Here is a 15,519-nt window from a genome sequence, read left to right on the forward strand (position 1 = left end):
ATGAGACGTGCACAGACGGACGCGTTGATTGCATCCCTGGATGGAAAGAAGCGGTAGCTATTCGCCGGACTCATGCCGAGGTCAGCGACGATATCGGCCACCGGACCTCCTGTGGTAACCGACGCGGCGGAAATGCTCCTCCGCCGCTCCGAGGATGCGCGCGCGGGCCTCGTCGGAATCTATCCCCCTTCGGAGCGGACGATTCATCGGATCGACACAGCCCTACTCGGCAGCCAGTGCCGGCCGTAATTCCGGCTTCTCGCACGCAACATCGTGGATATCATCTGCGGTTGGATTGATCCGGATCCACGCGGCATAAAGCGCGGGAAGGAACAGCAGAATCAGGACCGTTCCGACCGCAGTGCCGCCGATCAGCGTGTAGGCCATCGATCCCCAGAAGACGGAATGCGTCAATGGGATGAACGCCAGCACGGCAGCAAGCGCGGTCAGGATCACGGGCCGCGTCCGCTGCACCGTCGCCTCGATGACGGCGTGATAGTCGTCGAGACCTGCTGCGCGGTTCTCCTTGATCTGTTCGGTCAGGATCAGCGTGTTGCGCATCAGGATCCCCGCCAGTCCGATCAGCCCCAAAATCGCGTTGAATCCGAAGGGCTGGTTGAAGATGAGCAAGGCGGGCACGACACCGACCAGACCAAGCGGTGCGGTCAGCACGACGAGGGCCATCATCGAAAAGGATCTGACCTGAAGCATGATGACGATCAGCGTTGCGGCAATCATGGCGGGGAAGACGGTCGCCAGCGCGTCATTGGCCTTCGTGGCCTCCTCGATCGAGCCACCCGTCTCGATGCGATAGCCGGCCGGAAGGGATGCGATCAGCGGCTGAAGGGCTTTCATGATGTCCTTGGAGACCTCGGGGGGCTGCGTGGCCTCATTGATGTCCGAACGAATCGTGATGGCAGGCGTGCGATCGCGGCGCTTCAGGATCGGCTCTTCAAGCTGGACTTCCGAATGGCCGATCTGGTCGAGCGGAATCGCACGGCCGTCTCGGCTCATCAGCGAGAAGTCGGCCAGCCGCGTCGGATCCAGTCGCTCGCCGCCGGCGCTGCGGGCGACGATCGGGACGTTGCGAATGTCCTCGCGGACCTGCGTCACGGCGATGCCGGTGAGGAGGAACTGGAGCTGACGGCCCACCTCCGCTGGCGAGAGGCCGATCAGGTTCAGCCGATCCTGATCCGGAATGAAGCGGAGCACCGGTGTGCGATTGCCCCAGTCGCGATTTGCCTGCCTCACGTCAGCAACGCCACGCATGACCTCGACGGCTTTTTCAGAGATCGCGTACAATTTCGCGGGATCGGGCCCCATCACCCGAAACTCCACCGGGAACGGCGTGTAAGGTCCGAATACGAGCTGGGTGACCCGCACATACGCTTCTCGGGCAAGGCCCTGTGATACCGCCTGCCGGAGCCGGTGCTTCAAAGCCTCGCGCGCCTCGGCGTCCGGTGTCAGCACGACGATCTTGGCAAAGGCTGGATCGGGGAGCTCTGGCGCCATCGCGAAGAAGAAGCGGGGCGCGCCCTGACCGACATAGCTGGTGACGATCTTCGCCTCGCCCTGATCATGCAGCCAGCGTTCGAGCTTCTCGACGGTGGCGGTGGTCGTCTCGATGCTGGTGCCTTCCGGCAGGCGAACCTCCACCAGAACCTCGGGGCGGTCGGAGGTCGGGAAGAACTGCTGCTTGACGGCGCCCATGCCGAGGCCGGACAGCGCGAAAGCGATGACCACGACGCCGCAGGTCAGGAACTTGTGGCGCACGGCGAAAGTGATGAGCCGCCGCAGGCGCCGATAGTTTGGCGTATCGTAGATCGCGAGGTGACCGCCCTCGATCGGCTTGATCGCAGGCAGCATCTTGACGCCAAGATAAGGCGTGAAGATCACCGCGACGATCCAGGAGACGATGAGAGCGAAACCCACGACCCAGAAGATGTTGCCGGCGTATTCGCCGGCAGTCGAGCGCGCGAAACCGACCGGCAGAAACCCTGCGATGGTCACGAGCGTGCCCGAGAGCATCGGCGCCGCAGTGTGACTCCATGCATAGGCCGCCGCGCTGATGCGATCCATGCCTTCTTCCATTTTCACCACCATCACCTCGATGGCGATGATGGCGTCGTCCACGAGAAGTCCAAGTGCGAGGATGAGAGCCCCGAGCGTGATGCGGTCGAAGAACCGGCCCGTTTCCAGCATGATGAGGAACACGACCGCAAGCGTCAGAGGGACTGCGGCGGCCACGACGATTCCCACGCGCCAGCCAAGGCTGAGCAGGCTGACCAGCAGCACCACTGCCAGCGCCATGGCGAATTTGATCATGAATTCGTCGACCGCCGAGGTGATGTTGACGGCCTGATCGGTCACCTTGTCGAGCGTCATCCCCAGCGGCAGCGTCCGCGCCAGGGCCGCGGACCGCTCTTCCAGCGCCTTGCCGAGCGCCAGGCCGTTCCAGCCCTCCTGCATGACAGCCGCGAGCATGATCGTGGGCTCGCCCTGATGCCGGATGATGTAGGTGGGAGGATCCTCGTAGCCGCGGCGGATCTCAGCGATGTCGGACAACTTCAAGGTTCGCCCCGCAGCAACGATCGGCGTGTCGGCGATCGCCTGCACGCTGTCATAACCGCCATCGACGCGGATGAACACCTGTGGCCCCTTTGTGTCGATCGAGCCTGCCGGGGTCACCGTGTTCTGCCGCTGCAAGGCGGCAACGATATCCTGTGCCGACACGCCGAGAGTTGCCAGCTTGGGATAGGAGAACTCGACGAAGATCTGCTCGGGACGTTCGCCGAGGATGTTGATCTTCTTGACGCCGGGCACATGCAGCAGGTCCTGGCGGATCGCCTCGGCCTTCCTGGCGAGCTCACGCATCGGCATGCCCTTCGCCTTGAGGGCGTAGAGTGCGAAGCTCACGTCCGAATATTCGTCATTGACGAAGGGGCCGAGCACGCCGGCCGGCAGCTTGCGCGCTTCATCACCGAGCTTCTTGCGGGCCTGATAGAACTCTTCCTGCACGCTCGATGGCGGCGTGCTGTCCTTCAGCGTAACGGTCATGTACGCATAGCCCGGCCGCGTGGTCGTCTCCACCCGGTCGTACCAGGTCAACTCTTGAAGCCGCTTTTCCAAGGTTTCGGCGACCTGGTCCTGCATCTCACGCGCCGTCGCGCCCGGCCATACCGTGGTGACCGTCAGGGTCTTGATGGTGAAGGACGGGTCTTCGGCCCGCCCGAGCTTGAAGAATCCGTAGGCGCCCGCAGCAGCGAGCAAGATGATAAAGAACAGAGTCGCGGCCCGCTCGCGAACGGCGACTGCGGAAAGATTGAAGCTCATGACTTGCTCCCGCCCTCAGAGACGGTCCTGACGCGAGCGCCCTCGTGCAGGAGGTGAGCGCCGAGGGAAACGATGGCATCACCCGAGCCCGATCCAGAGATAATCGCTGCTTCGCTGGTCACACGCAGAAGCTTGACCGGCCGAAAGCGTACGGTCGAGCTGCCGCTGTCGAACACCCAGACGCCCGTCGTCCTGCCGTCATCGAGGACGGCTCCGAGCGGCACCTGGACTTCGGCCTGGCTGTCCTGGCTTGCAAGCCGAATGGTGACTGTCGCGCCAAGCGGTGCGGCTGCCGCCTCGCCGTCCAGCACATAGCGGGCCTCGTAGGTCCGGGTCTGCGCATCGGCGGAGTCCGACAATTGGCGGAGATGCGCCGCGTAACGGCGCCCATCGCTCCCATACAGGCTGGCCTCGGCGACCGAGCCGATCGCCGGCCGGATGGTTTCGGGAAGTGCCACCACGGCTTCGCGAGGACCGGACTGCGCAAGCCGCACGACCGTCTGGCCGGCGGAGACCACTTGGCCGGGTTCGCCAAGCGTTTGGGTGACCGTTCCGTCCGCATCCGCCACCAGGACGGAATAGGTCGCCTGGTTCTCGGCGACCCCTGCTTCGGCTTCGGCCGCGGCGAGCTGCGCTTTGGCTGTATCCGACGCGGCCTTCGCCTGCTCGTAGCGCTGTTTGGAAGTCCATCCGTCGCTGACCAAGTTTGCGTATCGACGCTCATCCGCATCCGTCTGCACCACAACTGCGCGCGCCGCGGCGACGGCGTTACGCTTTGCCGCAAGTGCCAGGCGCAGGTCAGTTTCGTCGATCCGCATGAGCGGCTGCCCGGCTTTGACCTGCTCGCCGACATTCACCAGCCGCTCGACGATCTTACCGGCCACGCGGAAACCGAGATTGCTTTCCACCCGCGCGCCGATGGTGCCTGTGAACCCACGCTCGGATCCACTCACCCGCGCGGCCGTCACTAAGCTCACCATCGGCGGTTCCTGCCGGGGGTCGCTCACGGCAGAGGCTTTTGGGGCGAAAATGCCGAGACTGACGAACGTGGCTACCCCCGTCGGGATCAAAATACCGGCCAGTACGGCAACACCCCTCTTCATGTCGGTCTCCTGTTGCAAATTAGATTGCGTTCGAACTCTATAATATAGTTAGAGTTCGCTCGCAATCTAAATTTGGACGCTGACAGGAACGTGATCGCTAAGGTCGCCCTCGACCTCGGCGCGAGCCACCCCCACTTGATAGATTGCGATCGACCTCTATTTGAGGTATAGATTTCGATTGAAATCCAAATGGAGGTCCATGATGCGCGTCAGTCGCGTTCAAGCCGCGGAGAACCGCCAAACCGTGATCAATGTGGCAAGTCGCCTCTTCAGGGAGCGCGGCTTTGACGGCATTGGACTCAAGGATCTGATGGAGGGTGCCGGGCTCACCCAGGGCGCCTTCTACAAGCAGTTCGCGTCAAAAGAGGATTTGGCGGTCGAGGCGTCCAGGCGCGCATTGGAGAGCGCTTCCGGCCGATGGTCGGAGGCGACTGCGCGCAATCCTGATGATCCGCTCGGCGAAGTGATCGGGTTCTACCTCAGCGCTGACCATCGCGAAGAAAGAATGGACGGCTGCCCGATCGTCGCGCTCGGCGCGGATGCCGCGCGGCAGGGCCCCGACGTGAAAGCGGCGTTCGAAGCAGGCATCAAGGCTCATCTTGAGGTGCTCGGCCGCTTCATTGCCGAGAACAGCGACGAAGCATCCAGAGACAAGGCCATGGCCATTCTCGCGACGATGGTCGGGGCCGTGACGCTATCGCGTGTGGTCAACGACCCCGATCTCGCTCGGGCCCTTCTGGATGCGGCAGCCGCACAGGTCCGCGCTACCGCGGCCGCTTGAACGAGGCGCTCCTCAAACCCTGGAGAGATCAAATGCTCGTCATAAGCGAAACCAAACCGAGTTTGCTCAAGCTGTCGGACAACCTCAGTGTGCGCTTTCAAAAGACCGGCAGCGGGCCGCCGCTGCTGCTCATGCATACGATCCGGACGCAGCTCGAATATTTTCGCAGTCTCGTTCCCCTTCTCGCCGGATCGTACACGGTCTATGCCATTGACCTGCCGGGCCACGGACACTCATCGATCGATCCGAGCGCGAGCTTCGACGAACCCTACTTCAGGCGGGCCGTCATACGTTTCCTTGAGGAGCTGGACCTCACGGACGTGACGCTTGTTGGCGAGTCGATTGGCGGGGCATTGGCCCTCACGGTGGCAGCGTCACTTCCGCAGCGGGTGAAGCGGGTTTATGCGATCAACCCGTACGACTACGAGACCCGCTACGGCGATGGCCTTCGTCGCGGCAACTGGCTTGCCAATTTCATCATCGGAAGCTTGCAAGTCCCGGTGCTCGGCGCGATCAACGCGTCGCTCGAGAACAAGATGATCCTCGGCAAGATCATGGGCGGCGGCTATCACGACCCGCGCAAGCTGCCGGCCGACCTGCTCGCCGAGTTCGATAAAGTCGCCCGCCGCCCCGGATACAAGCGGGCCGCACGCAAGGTGCTGGCCGGCTGGCGATCCTGGAGCAAGGCACGCGACTATTATCGGCAGATCTCCATCCCGGTCACGCTCATCTATGGCGATAGCGACTGGTCCCGGCCAGATGAACGCGAACGCACGCGGTCACTGATTCCTGCTACGCAGATGTTGACACTCGAGAATACCGGTCACTTTTCGGCTGTCGAGAATCCGTCGGAGCTGGCTCGCGTGATACTGGCGGCAGAATGAGCGCGATGATCGCGCTCATTCTGCAAAAGAACGGCCGTGCTTTCCGGCATCAAACCGATACGAAATCTCCGGTTTCCGCCGCGCGTTTGACCGCGTCGATCACTCTGAGGGTTTTCAGCCCTTCACGCCCGCTCACCACAGGCTCGGCCGTACCCCGGATGACCCCGCAGAAATTGGCAATCTGCAGGCCGAGCGGGTCTTCCTTCTCGTAGCTCAGCCGCTCGCGCTCGATCGGCGCCCACCAGCTGGCCTGGCTTGGGTGATGCCATAGATCGAGTTGCGGAATAGCCAGCGATGCCCTCGTGCCGCCGATCTGGTAACACGCCTCCTGCGTATGACTGTAGGCCGGGTTCTCGCCGGTAGTGAATTCCCAGCTCCAAGGCGACTGGATGGTGTCGGAGACGTTGACCGTTCCCAACGCGCCGGAGGCGAAGTGCAGGAGGATCACCGCTGTCTCTTCGACCGCATTTCCACGCAGCCGATTGGATTGGGCAGCTTGCACCGCCACGATCTCCCCGCAGAGGTACCGCAGCAGGTCGACGTCGTGGATGAGATTCAGGAAAACAGGCCCCGCCCCTTTCTCGCGGCGCCAGGCCACATCGAAATACTCGTCCGGCTTGATCAGCCAGAACATGCCATGCACCGATACGATCGGGCCGAGCCGGCCGCTGTCGATCTCCGCCTTGGCGCGCTGGATCATCGGGTTGTGGCGGCGATGATGGCCGGTGAGCAGCGGCACGCCCGCCCGCTCGGCGGCCTCGACCAGGGCCTGTGCAGCGAGGACGTCATCCGCTAACGGCTTCTCGATGAGCGCTGGGATGCGAGCTGCGATACAATCCATGCCGTTGGCCACGTGCATCTGATTGGGGGTGGCGACAACCACCCCGTCTGGGCGATTTCCGGAGAGCAAGTCCTGAAACGACGGAAACCAGTCCACTTTCAGGGAAACCGCCAGCTCTCGTGCCGCCGGCGCCGGATCGACGATCGACGACAGTACCGCCTCCGGCCGCGCGAGAATGTGCTCGATGTGCCGTTTGCCGATGAGACCGGCTCCCATCACCGACAGGCGGACGGGTGTACTCATACGATGCTATCCCTTCTTCTCATCAAGCAGCTTGGCCACACGACGCAAGCCGAGCAGATAGCCCTGAGTGCCGAAGCCAGCGATGACCCCATCAGCCCGTTTAGACACAAACGAATGGTGGCGGAATTCCTCGCGCTTGTGCACGTTGGAAATGTGCACCTCGATCACCGTCCCCTCGAACGTGTTCAAAGCATCCAAGATGGCGACCGACGTATGGGTGAAAGCCGCGGGATTCATCACGATACCGGCAGCCGTCTCGCGCGCCTCGTGGATCCAATCGATGAGCTCGTATTCTCTGTTGGATTGATGAAAGCGAACTTCCAGGCCGAGCTCCTGGCCCAGTGCTCGACAATCCCGCTCCACATCTGCAAGCGTCTCGTGGCCATAGATGTGGGGCTGGCGCTTGCCGAGCAAATTGAGATTCGGCCCGTTGAGGACGTAGACAAGACGACTCATCGAAGAACTCCGTTCAGTGATGGGCGAGGATCTCGCCAAGGAACTGCTTGGTGCGGGCGTGCTGTGGTTCGCGGAAGAAAGCGTCGGGCGCGCCTTCTTCAATGATCTGCCCTTCTGACATGAAGATGACCCGATCGGCAACCTGGCGAGCGAAGCCCATCTCGTGGGTGACGCAAATCATGGTCATGCCGTCGTTGGCAAGGCCCATCATCGTATCGAGCACCTCCTTGACCATTTCGGGATCGAGAGCCGAGGTCGGTTCGTCAAACAGCATCACCTTGGGCTGCATGCAGAGTGCGCGCGCGATCGCGACGCGCTGTTGCTGACCGCCCGAAAGCTGAGCCGGATACTTGTCGGCCTGGTCACCGATGCGTACCCGCTCGAGGTATTTTCGCGCGGTCGCCTCCGCCTCGGCCTTGCCGATGCGGCGCGCGCGAATGGGCGCGAGTGTACAGTTCTGCAACACAGTCATGTGCGGAAAAAGGTTGAAGCTCTGAAAAACCATGCCGACGTCCTGACGTACGACATCGATGGCTTTGACGCTGTCGTTGAGCCGGTGACCGTTCACCACTATACTGCCCCGCTGGATCGCCTCGAGGCGGTTGATGCAACGGATTAGCGTCGACTTGCCCGAGCCGGACGGACCGCAGAGCACGATCTTTTCACCTCTGCGGACGGTGAGATCAATATCACGGAGAGCTTGGTACCCGCCGTACCACTTCTGCACGCCCTTCATTTCGATCAGGATCTGGTCTTGCATGCTGGTCTCCGCCGTCGGGCGGCGGCCAACGCGGATCGCGCGTCGGCCGCTCGCAGTGGCTACTGGACTGTGAAGGGGACACCGGGGACCGAGTCCGGGAAGGTCGGCACGGGCGCCTTCATCCATTTGGCGTAGAAGCCGGCCAACTTTCCGTTGGACTTGATCTGGTCGATGAACTTGTTGGCCGTCTCGTTCCACTCCTTCTCGCCCAGGCGGGTGCAGGCGCCGTTGTACAGTGCGGTGAAGTGAAGCTTGGGCTCGAACCCCAGCTCCGGCTTTGCGGCGTTCAGACGCTGCGGGTAGAAGCTGTTTGCACCGACGGCTTGCACCTGACCGGAGAGCAGCGCCTGGATCGTGGCCGCGTCATCGTCAAACCTGCGGATTTCAGTGCCTGCTGGAGCACTATTGGTGACCTGGGTATCCTGCGTGGAGGACCTCGGAACGCCGATAACGTACTTGCCCATGTCGGCATTGCTGTTGATCGGGGTCGCCTGCGCAGCGACAAGCGTGATCTCATTGGCGACATACGGCTTGGAATACTGCACCGCCTTCGCGCGCTCCGGCAGCATGGCCATGGTTGCGAACAGAATGTCGACACGGCCTGTGGTCAGCGCCGGAATACGATTGGCCACCGCCAGCGGGACGAACTCGGCCTTCACGCCGAGATATTCAGCGAAGGCGCGCCCCATGTCGGCATCGATCCCATCCTGCTTTCCCGAACTATCGACATAACCCCAAGGAGGATTGTCGCCCTGAATGCCGATGACGACGACGCCCTTCTTCTTCACGTCTTCCAGAGTGCCCGCCTGCGATTTGCCTGCGACGGCGATTGCCCCGAGCGTCAGCAGCGCAATGCCGAACTGGCGACGATTGAGTGAAAACAACATGAAATTCCTCCTCCTGGTGATGCTGTATTGATTGAGTAGGTGCGCCGTTCCTACCTTTGATTGGCCAGGGCGAGCCTGGCCTCCATCCGACTGCCCCACCACGAGAGCGGCCAGCAGAGGATGAAATACATTGCGCCGACCACGCCGAAGACGAGCAACGGCTGGAAGGTCTGGTTCGAGACGATCTGACCGGCGCGCGCGAGTTCGATGAACCCGACGATGGCGGCGAGCGAAGTGCCCTTGATGAGCTGCACGAGATAGCCGATGGTCGCCGGCAGCGAGATGCGGATCGCCTGCGGCAGCACGATGTCGCGCATGCGGGACGAATAGTGCAGTCCGAGCGCCATCGCCGCCTCGGTCTGGCCGCGCGGCACGGCCTGTATCGCGCCGCGCCAGATCTCGCCGAGGAAGGCGGAGGCATTCACGGTGAAGCCGATCGCCACCGCGACGAAGGCGTCGAGCTTCAGCCCGGTCAGCGCCAATCCGTAATACACGACGAAAAGCTGCAGCAGCAGCGGAGTGCCCTGGAATATCCCGATGTAGATGCGGGTGATCCATTCCACGCCCTTATGACCACAGGTGCGCAGCAATGCGACGGCCAGCCCCGCCGTGCAGCCGCCCGCAAACGCGACCAGCGTGAGCAGCACCGTCCATTGCAGCCCACGCAGCAGGAAGCCGAACTCGGGAAAACCAAAATGCGATGTCATGATCGCCCCCTCAGCGTGTCGGATACGAGAAGAAGCGGTGAGAGACGACCGCGAAGCCCAGCATCAACAGCCAGGAGATCGCGAGGTAGAGGAAGGTGACGAAGAAGTAGACCTCGAAGCTGCGGAACGTGTCGCTTTCGATGCGCTGCGCAACCGACGTCAATTCGTAGGCCGATACCGCCGAACAGATCGACGAGGTCAGCGTCAGCATGATGAACTGCCCCGTGAGCGAGGGGTAGATCGCGCGAAGCGCGGGCTTGAGCACGATGAACCGGAATACCTGTCCTTTGTGCAGGCCGAGCGCGTAGCCGGCCTCTACCTGTCCCTTGTGAATGGATTGCACCCCGCCGCGGATGATCTCGATCGCGTAGGCGCCGCCATTGACACCGAGTGCGATAATGGCGGTAGCTGTCGGATTGAGCTTCAATCCGACGAGCGGGAGAGCAAAGAACAGAAAGAAGATCTGCACCAGGAAAGGCGTATTGCGCACGATCTCGACGAAGCCGATCACGATGGCACGCAACCAAGCTGCTCTCGCATCCCGTGCCGCGACGCCGGCGACACCGATGATCATTGCGAGGGTCATTCCGGCAAGCGCCAGGCCCAATGTACCCACGCACCCCCACAGCAGCGCGGGCATTGCATGCCAAACCACCGAGAAATCGAGCGTGTAGCCCATCTTGCGTTTCCTCTCGGGCGTTGTGCGTGCCGCTCGCCCATCGGCCGGGTGTCACCCTCCCAGGGATGCAAAAGTGGCGAAGAAGACGTCTGAATCAGGTGAGATGCCCGTGAACAGGCGGAATGCTTCGGTGCCCTGGAAAATCGCCATGCCACCGCCGTCGACGGTGCGGCAGCCGAGAGCACGCGCCGCGCGCAGCAGCGCGGTTTCCAGCGGGAAGTAGACGATCTCGGCGACCCACAGATCGCGACGCAGCAAGGCCGTCGGCAGCGGCGTGCCCGGATAATTGTCCATGCCGATCGGCGTCGCGTTGACGATTCCGTCTGCGGCAGCGACGGCCGCCGCGACATCCTGGCCGGCCCTCAAGCGCCCTTCTGCAAATCGGGGCGACAAGCTATCCGCCAAACTCCGCGCCTTGGCCACGTCCACGTCGATGATGGTCAGTTCCCGCACGCCGAGCTTCATGAGCGCGAAAGCGACCGCCGAGCCTGCGCCGCCCGCGCCGAATTGGACGACCCGTCCGAGTGGTGCACCTTGCATGTTGCGGCGAAAATTCTCGGCGAAGCCGAACCAGTCGGTGTTGTGGCCGGTCATTCGACCATTCCGGACGACCACGGTGTTCACGGCACCAAGCGCCTCTGCGTCGGGCGAAAGCTCATCCAGGAGTGGAAGGATCGCCTGCTTGCAGGGATGGGTCACGTTCAACCCGTCAAAGCCCATCCGCCTTGCGGCCGTGAGCAATTCCGGCAACGCCTCCACGCCAAGCTTCAACTCGCCCAGATCGATCTTCTTGTAGATATAGCGGATGCCGGCGGCGTCTGCGGCCGCTTCGTGCATGGGCGGGGTGCGGGACGCAGCGATGCCGCTGCCGATCAGGCCGACGAGAAAGCTGGACTTCGGATGCATGCTTGGCATCGCCCGTCAGCTCAATGGGACGGTGAGTTCGGCGATGACCCGAGCCGTGCTCGGTCTAACGCCGCGCCACCAGGAAAAAGCTTCCGCCGCCTGCTCGACCAGCATGCCGACACCGTCGGCCAGCTTGGCTACGCCTTCGGCGCGGGCCGCTCGCAGAAAGGGAGTCAGCCCTTTGCCGTAGGCGAGTTCGTACGCCAGCTCCGCACCGCGGAAGACATTGCCTGGAAGCGGCGGCATCTCACCTCGCAGGCTGGCGGACGTCGCGTTGACGACGACGTCATAGCCCTCGGCAAGATCGGCCAGTTCAGCATAGCCGCTGACGATCAGGGGACCACAGCCGGCAAACTCTTCGGCCAACGCAACCGCTTTCGACAGCGTTCGGTTGACCAGAACCAGCTCGGACGGCTCCTGGCGCAGGAACGGCAGCAGCGCGCCGCGAGCCGCTCCCCCAGCGCCGAGCATCAGGACGCGCCGGCCGGCCATTTTGACGCCGAGATTGACGGTGATGTCACGCACCAGGCCGATCCCGTCGAAATTCTCGGCAATGATCCGATCGCCCTCGAACTTCAGGCAGTTTGCGGCGCCTGCTCGTCTGGCGCTCTCTGAAAGCTCGTTTGCGTAGGCGTAGGCATCGAGCTTGAACGGGGCGGTGATGTTCAGCCCCTTGGCGCCCTCAGTCCGGAATTGATCAACCCGTTCGTTGAAGCCATTGAGTGGTCCCTCGATCGCCTCATAGACAAGGTCCTGTCCCGTCATTTTGGCGAAAGTGCCATGGATGAGGGGTGATTTGCTGAAGCCGATCGGATTGCCAATCACCGCATAACGATCGCCCATCACTCACTCCTGCACTGCGGCTTCGTTGTAGAGCACGCCGTCGCGCACCATCGCCTCGACGAGCTCGGCCGATAGCCCCAGCGACTCTGCAATGCGGCGATTGTCCTGGCCGAGCAGTGGCGCCGGAGTTCGCACCGTGGTGTCGCAGTCGGAGAAGCGGAACGGCAGGTTCGGCAACGTCACCTTGCCGAGCACAGGATGCTCCTGCTCGACCAGCATGCCACGCGCGTGGATCTGCGGATCCCTCACGACCTCTTCGATGGTCTGCACGGGAGCGGACGGCACACCTGCCTCCTCGAGTGCGGCAAGACAAGCATCCCGAGACGGCTGCGACAGCGTCCAGTCGCGCACGATCTCCATCGCTTCGGCATAATGGGCGTTCCGCGCGGCAGGCGTGGTGAAGCGTTCGTCGGATGACAACCTGCTTCCTCCGATCAGTGTCGCCAATCGCCGCCACGCATCATCGACTTGCGCGGCGATCACAAGATTACCGTCCCTGGCCGGAAAGACCCCGTAGACGGTCGAATCCGGCTGTCCGCTGCCGGTCTGCTTCGGCAAGTCGGTGCCGCCGGAGAGGAAGTAGCGCTGAACCGCATAGTCGTGCATCGACACCATGCAGTCGTACAGCGCGAGATCGATATGCTGGCCGCGCCCGGACGACGCGCGGCCGACCAGCGCCGCATTGACGGCAGCCACACCGTGAATGCCGGTGTACATGTCGGCCAATGGCATCCGCAGCAGCGGCGGCGCTTCGCCGGGGGAGCCCAGTTGCGCCAGGGCACCCGACATCGCCTCCGCGATCAGTCCGAAGCCCGGACGGTTGGCATAGGGACCGCTGTGGCCATAGGCGGAAACCGAGCAGTAGACCAGCCTGGGATTCCGCGCCGACAGCGCCTTGTAGCCGAGGCCAAGGCGCTCGAGTGCGCCGGGGCGGTAGTTCTCGATGAAGACGTCGGCCGTGTCGATGAGCTTCATCATCATGTCGAGACCGCGCGTATCGCGCAGGTCGATGCACAATCCCTGCTTGCCCATGTTCTGCTGCAGGAAGTAGCCGGATTGTCCGTCCTTGAAATAGCCATGGGCGCGGCCCGCATCGCCTGCCCTCGGACGCTCCACCTTGATGACGTCCGCGCCCATCGCGGCGAGGCAGCGGCCCATGAACGGGCCTGCCAGGAAATGGCTGTAGTCGATGACGCGAATGCCTTTGAGCGGCGGATCTTGCGCGGTCATGCCTGCTCTCCTTTGGCACTGGTCTTCGGTCGCATCGGAATCATCAATCGATGCTCGCCAAGCTGCACCACTTCGCCGCGCTGATTGATCAGCTCCGAGGGCAGCACCACGATGCCCCACCCATCACGCTTGGTGGTGCGCATCGAGCCGACGCGAAACTTCACGTGCACGGTGTCGCCGAGCTTGATCGGCAACTTGAAATCCCACGTCCAGCCCAGCGACATTCCCGGAAGGAAGCGGTAGTCGGCACGGGTCTTCAAACCGTCGGCTAGCGACAGACCAAACAGCCCGTGTGCGACGCGCGTGCCGAATGGTGTGGTCTTGGCATATTCCTCGTCGACATGGACCGGCGTGAAATCACCCGTCAGTTCGGCGTAGGCATTCACCATCGCTTCGGTGACCGTCACTGAGGTAGTGACGCATTCGTCACCGACCCTGGCATCGTCCCAGTAGCGCTCATCGGTCATCGCGTCTTCCTCTAGGCACGGGGATTGATCGCCAGGGCGGCTTCCACGGCGCCTGCGCTGGCTTGCAAGATCTCGACGTTCAGCCCGCCCGGCAGCTCGAGCCAGTTCGGGCCGGCGGACAACGCCTTGGCGCCCCACGCGGCGGCACGAGTGAGCACACCTTCGTAATCGTCGACCATGATGCCGAGATGGGCGAGGCGTCCCTCCGGTCCGACGAAATCCGGATCCTCGATGAGTTGCACGCTTCCGAGCACCCACACCTGACGCGGGCGCGCACCATCGGCGGGTTGCTCGTCGCGAATAGCAAGACCAAGCACCTCACGAAAGAAGTCGACGTGACGATCAACGTCCGGCACGCGGATCGCGACGTGTTCGATATAAGCGCGGGGCAACGACATCGTCTCAGGCCTTTCCTGGATAATCGCTGCGGGCGTATTCGAGCCCTTTCACCAACGCGACGAGGGTAGAATTGACGGGGGTCGGCACATTGAGCTTGGCGCCCCAACGCACGACGGAGCCGTGGATGTAGTCGACCTCGGTCAGATTGCCGGACTGCAAGCTCTGCAACATCGACGTCTTGAACTCGGGCGGTAGACCAGCGGATGCCATCGTCCAGGCAAGGCGCGGATCGGTGATCGTGATCTTCACGCCAGCCGCCTGCGCGACCGCGATGCCCTCCGAGATCGCGGCCAGCGCGCAATCTTCCAGGATCGGTAGCGAATAGAGACCGCCATAAGTCAGCCCCGTAACGGCGGTAATTCCTCCTCCTGCCACGTTGATGAACAACTTGTCCCACATCGTGCCCAAGATGTTGTCGCTGAGCAGCGTGAGAATGCCGGCACGATTGAACGTCTCGGAAATTCGCTGTGCGCGCTCCGTCAAGCGTCCATCGAGTTCGCCGATGATGGTTTCCTTGCCGACGACCCCGGAGCGAACCTGACCGGGACCAAGCAGCACGCCGCCAACGTAGGTCTTGCCTGCCATGACCCGGTCACGGCCAACTTCCTCCGAAAGGATGTCCTCGTGACCCAGACCGTTTTGAAGCGACATCACAACCGTCTGCGGGCCTATGATCGGCGCTGCCGCCCGGATCGCATCCCGCGTGTGATAGGATTTGACGAGGACGATGACGAGGTCCGCCACGATGCCGACCTGGGTCGCGGAGGTGCAGGCCGAGACCTTCACAACGGTCTCGGCGTCACCTTCGAGCATCCGTAGGCCGCCAGCATTGATCGCGTCGACATGAGCCTGAAACGGATCGATCAACCAAATCTCGGCACCACCGCGCGCCAGCGTGCCGCCGATGGTCGAGCCCAAGGCTCCCGCTCCGATAAAGCAGATCCTCATCCGAACGCTTCTCCCGCGCCTTTCTCGGCGTGGGAAGCGTGCTAGCAGGCTG

General features: G+C 62.7%; 16 protein-coding genes. 2 read left to right on the plus strand and 14 right to left on the minus strand.

Translation table 11 applies throughout. The features are described 5' to 3' along the window. Nucleotides 1-222 precede the first annotated feature (222 nt). Nucleotides 223-3,333 (minus strand): efflux RND transporter permease subunit, encoded by a 3,111-nt coding sequence (locus tag P6U29_RS29980; RefSeq protein WP_407113964.1) that lies wholly within the window; start codon nucleotides 3,331-3,333, stop codon nucleotides 223-225. Further along, nucleotides 3,330-4,436: an efflux RND transporter periplasmic adaptor subunit gene (locus P6U29_RS29985; RefSeq protein ID WP_407113965.1), complete on the minus strand. Its 1,107-nt coding sequence runs from the start codon at nucleotides 4,434-4,436 to the stop codon at nucleotides 3,330-3,332. The genes P6U29_RS29980 and P6U29_RS29985 overlap by 4 nt, the downstream gene beginning before the upstream one ends. Before the next feature lie 202 nt (nucleotides 4,437-4,638). Between P6U29_RS29985 and P6U29_RS29990 the strand changes: the two genes are divergently transcribed. Both P6U29_RS29990 and P6U29_RS29995 read left to right on the plus strand, forming a co-directional pair. Next, nucleotides 4,639-5,217, plus strand: coding sequence for a TetR/AcrR family transcriptional regulator (locus P6U29_RS29990; RefSeq protein ID WP_407119454.1), 579 nt, complete (start codon nucleotides 4,639-4,641; stop codon nucleotides 5,215-5,217). A 32-nt stretch (nucleotides 5,218-5,249) separates the two neighbouring features. Continuing rightward, nucleotides 5,250-6,101 carry an alpha/beta fold hydrolase gene (locus P6U29_RS29995; protein WP_407113966.1) on the plus strand — a complete coding sequence of 284 codons (852 nt, stop codon included), beginning with the start codon at nucleotides 5,250-5,252 and terminating at the stop codon, nucleotides 6,099-6,101. 49 nt (nucleotides 6,102-6,150) lie between these two features. Here P6U29_RS29995 and P6U29_RS30000 read toward each other — a convergent pair whose 3' ends face one another. The 12 genes from P6U29_RS30000 to P6U29_RS30055 are packed head-to-tail and all read right to left on the minus strand — an operon-like array spanning nucleotide 6,151 to nucleotide 15,467. After that, nucleotides 6,151-7,185, minus strand: coding sequence for a Gfo/Idh/MocA family protein (locus P6U29_RS30000; protein ID WP_407113967.1), 1,035 nt, complete (start codon nucleotides 7,183-7,185; stop codon nucleotides 6,151-6,153). 6 nt (nucleotides 7,186-7,191) lie between these two features. Then, nucleotides 7,192-7,641: a type II 3-dehydroquinate dehydratase gene (aroQ, locus tag P6U29_RS30005; RefSeq protein ID WP_407113968.1), complete on the minus strand. Its 450-nt coding sequence runs from the start codon at nucleotides 7,639-7,641 to the stop codon at nucleotides 7,192-7,194. Nucleotides 7,642-7,654: 13 nt separating this feature from the next. Further along, nucleotides 7,655-8,401, minus strand: coding sequence for an amino acid ABC transporter ATP-binding protein (locus tag P6U29_RS30010; protein WP_407113969.1), 747 nt, complete (start codon nucleotides 8,399-8,401; stop codon nucleotides 7,655-7,657). 59 nt (nucleotides 8,402-8,460) lie between these two features. Continuing rightward, on the minus strand, nucleotides 8,461-9,288 hold the full coding sequence (locus P6U29_RS30015) for a transporter substrate-binding domain-containing protein (RefSeq protein ID WP_407113970.1): 828 nt from the start codon (nucleotides 9,286-9,288) through the stop codon (nucleotides 8,461-8,463). 50 nt (nucleotides 9,289-9,338) lie between these two features. Continuing rightward, nucleotides 9,339-9,995: an amino acid ABC transporter permease gene (locus P6U29_RS30020; RefSeq protein ID WP_407113971.1), complete on the minus strand. Its 657-nt coding sequence runs from the start codon at nucleotides 9,993-9,995 to the stop codon at nucleotides 9,339-9,341. Between the two features lie 10 nt (nucleotides 9,996-10,005). Further along, nucleotides 10,006-10,674 (minus strand): amino acid ABC transporter permease, encoded by a 669-nt coding sequence (locus P6U29_RS30025; RefSeq protein WP_407113972.1) that lies wholly within the window; start codon nucleotides 10,672-10,674, stop codon nucleotides 10,006-10,008. Nucleotides 10,675-10,725: 51 nt separating this feature from the next. Next, a complete protein-coding gene (locus tag P6U29_RS30030) occupies nucleotides 10,726-11,580 on the minus strand; it encodes a shikimate dehydrogenase (RefSeq protein ID WP_407113973.1) in 855 nt (284 codons plus the stop codon). A gap of 15 nt (nucleotides 11,581-11,595) precedes the next feature. After that, the gene (gene aroE, locus P6U29_RS30035) at nucleotides 11,596-12,423 is read right to left on the minus strand and encodes a shikimate dehydrogenase (protein ID WP_407113974.1); all 828 of its coding nucleotides are present in this window, start codon (nucleotides 12,421-12,423) and stop codon (nucleotides 11,596-11,598) included. 3 nt (nucleotides 12,424-12,426) lie between these two features. Further along, nucleotides 12,427-13,653, minus strand: coding sequence for a CaiB/BaiF CoA transferase family protein (locus P6U29_RS30040; RefSeq protein WP_407113975.1), 1,227 nt, complete (start codon nucleotides 13,651-13,653; stop codon nucleotides 12,427-12,429). Next, the gene (locus P6U29_RS30045; RefSeq protein ID WP_407113976.1) at nucleotides 13,650-14,120 is read right to left on the minus strand and encodes a MaoC family dehydratase; all 471 of its coding nucleotides are present in this window, start codon (nucleotides 14,118-14,120) and stop codon (nucleotides 13,650-13,652) included. The genes P6U29_RS30040 and P6U29_RS30045 overlap by 4 nt, the downstream gene beginning before the upstream one ends. A gap of 11 nt (nucleotides 14,121-14,131) precedes the next feature. Further along, nucleotides 14,132-14,518, minus strand: a complete 387-nt coding sequence (locus P6U29_RS30050) for a VOC family protein (RefSeq protein ID WP_407113977.1) — start codon at nucleotides 14,516-14,518, stop codon at nucleotides 14,132-14,134. A gap of 4 nt (nucleotides 14,519-14,522) precedes the next feature. Continuing rightward, on the minus strand, nucleotides 14,523-15,467 hold the full coding sequence (locus tag P6U29_RS30055) for a ketopantoate reductase family protein (RefSeq protein ID WP_407113978.1): 945 nt from the start codon (nucleotides 15,465-15,467) through the stop codon (nucleotides 14,523-14,525). Nucleotides 15,468-15,519: the final 52 nt, after the last annotated feature.

This window comes from Bradyrhizobium sp. LMG 9283, assembly GCF_045571415.1.
Lineage (GTDB): Bacteria > Pseudomonadota > Alphaproteobacteria > Rhizobiales > Xanthobacteraceae > Bradyrhizobium.

Excerpts from the sequence above, each read along its gene's own strand:
- P6U29_RS29980 (WP_407113964.1), bottom strand. The coding sequence starts at position 3,333 with ATGAGCTTCAATCTTTCCGCAGTCGCCGTTCGCGAGCGGGCCGCGACT.
- P6U29_RS29985 (WP_407113965.1), bottom strand. The coding sequence starts at position 4,436 with ATGAAGAGGGGTGTTGCCGTACTGGCCGGTATTTTGATCCCGACGGGG.
- P6U29_RS29990 (WP_407119454.1), top strand. The coding sequence starts at position 4,639 with ATGCGCGTCAGTCGCGTTCAAGCCGCGGAGAACCGCCAAACCGTGATC.
- P6U29_RS29995 (WP_407113966.1), top strand. The coding sequence starts at position 5,250 with ATGCTCGTCATAAGCGAAACCAAACCGAGTTTGCTCAAGCTGTCGGAC.
- P6U29_RS30000 (WP_407113967.1), bottom strand. The coding sequence starts at position 7,185 with ATGAGTACACCCGTCCGCCTGTCGGTGATGGGAGCCGGTCTCATCGGC.
- aroQ (WP_407113968.1), bottom strand. The coding sequence starts at position 7,641 with ATGAGTCGTCTTGTCTACGTCCTCAACGGGCCGAATCTCAATTTGCTC.
- P6U29_RS30010 (WP_407113969.1), bottom strand. The coding sequence starts at position 8,401 with ATGCAAGACCAGATCCTGATCGAAATGAAGGGCGTGCAGAAGTGGTAC.
- P6U29_RS30015 (WP_407113970.1), bottom strand. The coding sequence starts at position 9,288 with ATGTTGTTTTCACTCAATCGTCGCCAGTTCGGCATTGCGCTGCTGACG.
- P6U29_RS30020 (WP_407113971.1), bottom strand. The coding sequence starts at position 9,995 with ATGACATCGCATTTTGGTTTTCCCGAGTTCGGCTTCCTGCTGCGTGGG.
- P6U29_RS30025 (WP_407113972.1), bottom strand. The coding sequence starts at position 10,674 with ATGGGCTACACGCTCGATTTCTCGGTGGTTTGGCATGCAATGCCCGCG.
- P6U29_RS30030 (WP_407113973.1), bottom strand. The coding sequence starts at position 11,580 with ATGCATCCGAAGTCCAGCTTTCTCGTCGGCCTGATCGGCAGCGGCATC.
- aroE (WP_407113974.1), bottom strand. The coding sequence starts at position 12,423 with ATGGGCGATCGTTATGCGGTGATTGGCAATCCGATCGGCTTCAGCAAA.
- P6U29_RS30040 (WP_407113975.1), bottom strand. The coding sequence starts at position 13,653 with ATGACCGCGCAAGATCCGCCGCTCAAAGGCATTCGCGTCATCGACTAC.
- P6U29_RS30045 (WP_407113976.1), bottom strand. The coding sequence starts at position 14,120 with ATGACCGATGAGCGCTACTGGGACGATGCCAGGGTCGGTGACGAATGC.
- P6U29_RS30050 (WP_407113977.1), bottom strand. The coding sequence starts at position 14,518 with ATGTCGTTGCCCCGCGCTTATATCGAACACGTCGCGATCCGCGTGCCG.
- P6U29_RS30055 (WP_407113978.1), bottom strand. The coding sequence starts at position 15,467 with ATGAGGATCTGCTTTATCGGAGCGGGAGCCTTGGGCTCGACCATCGGC.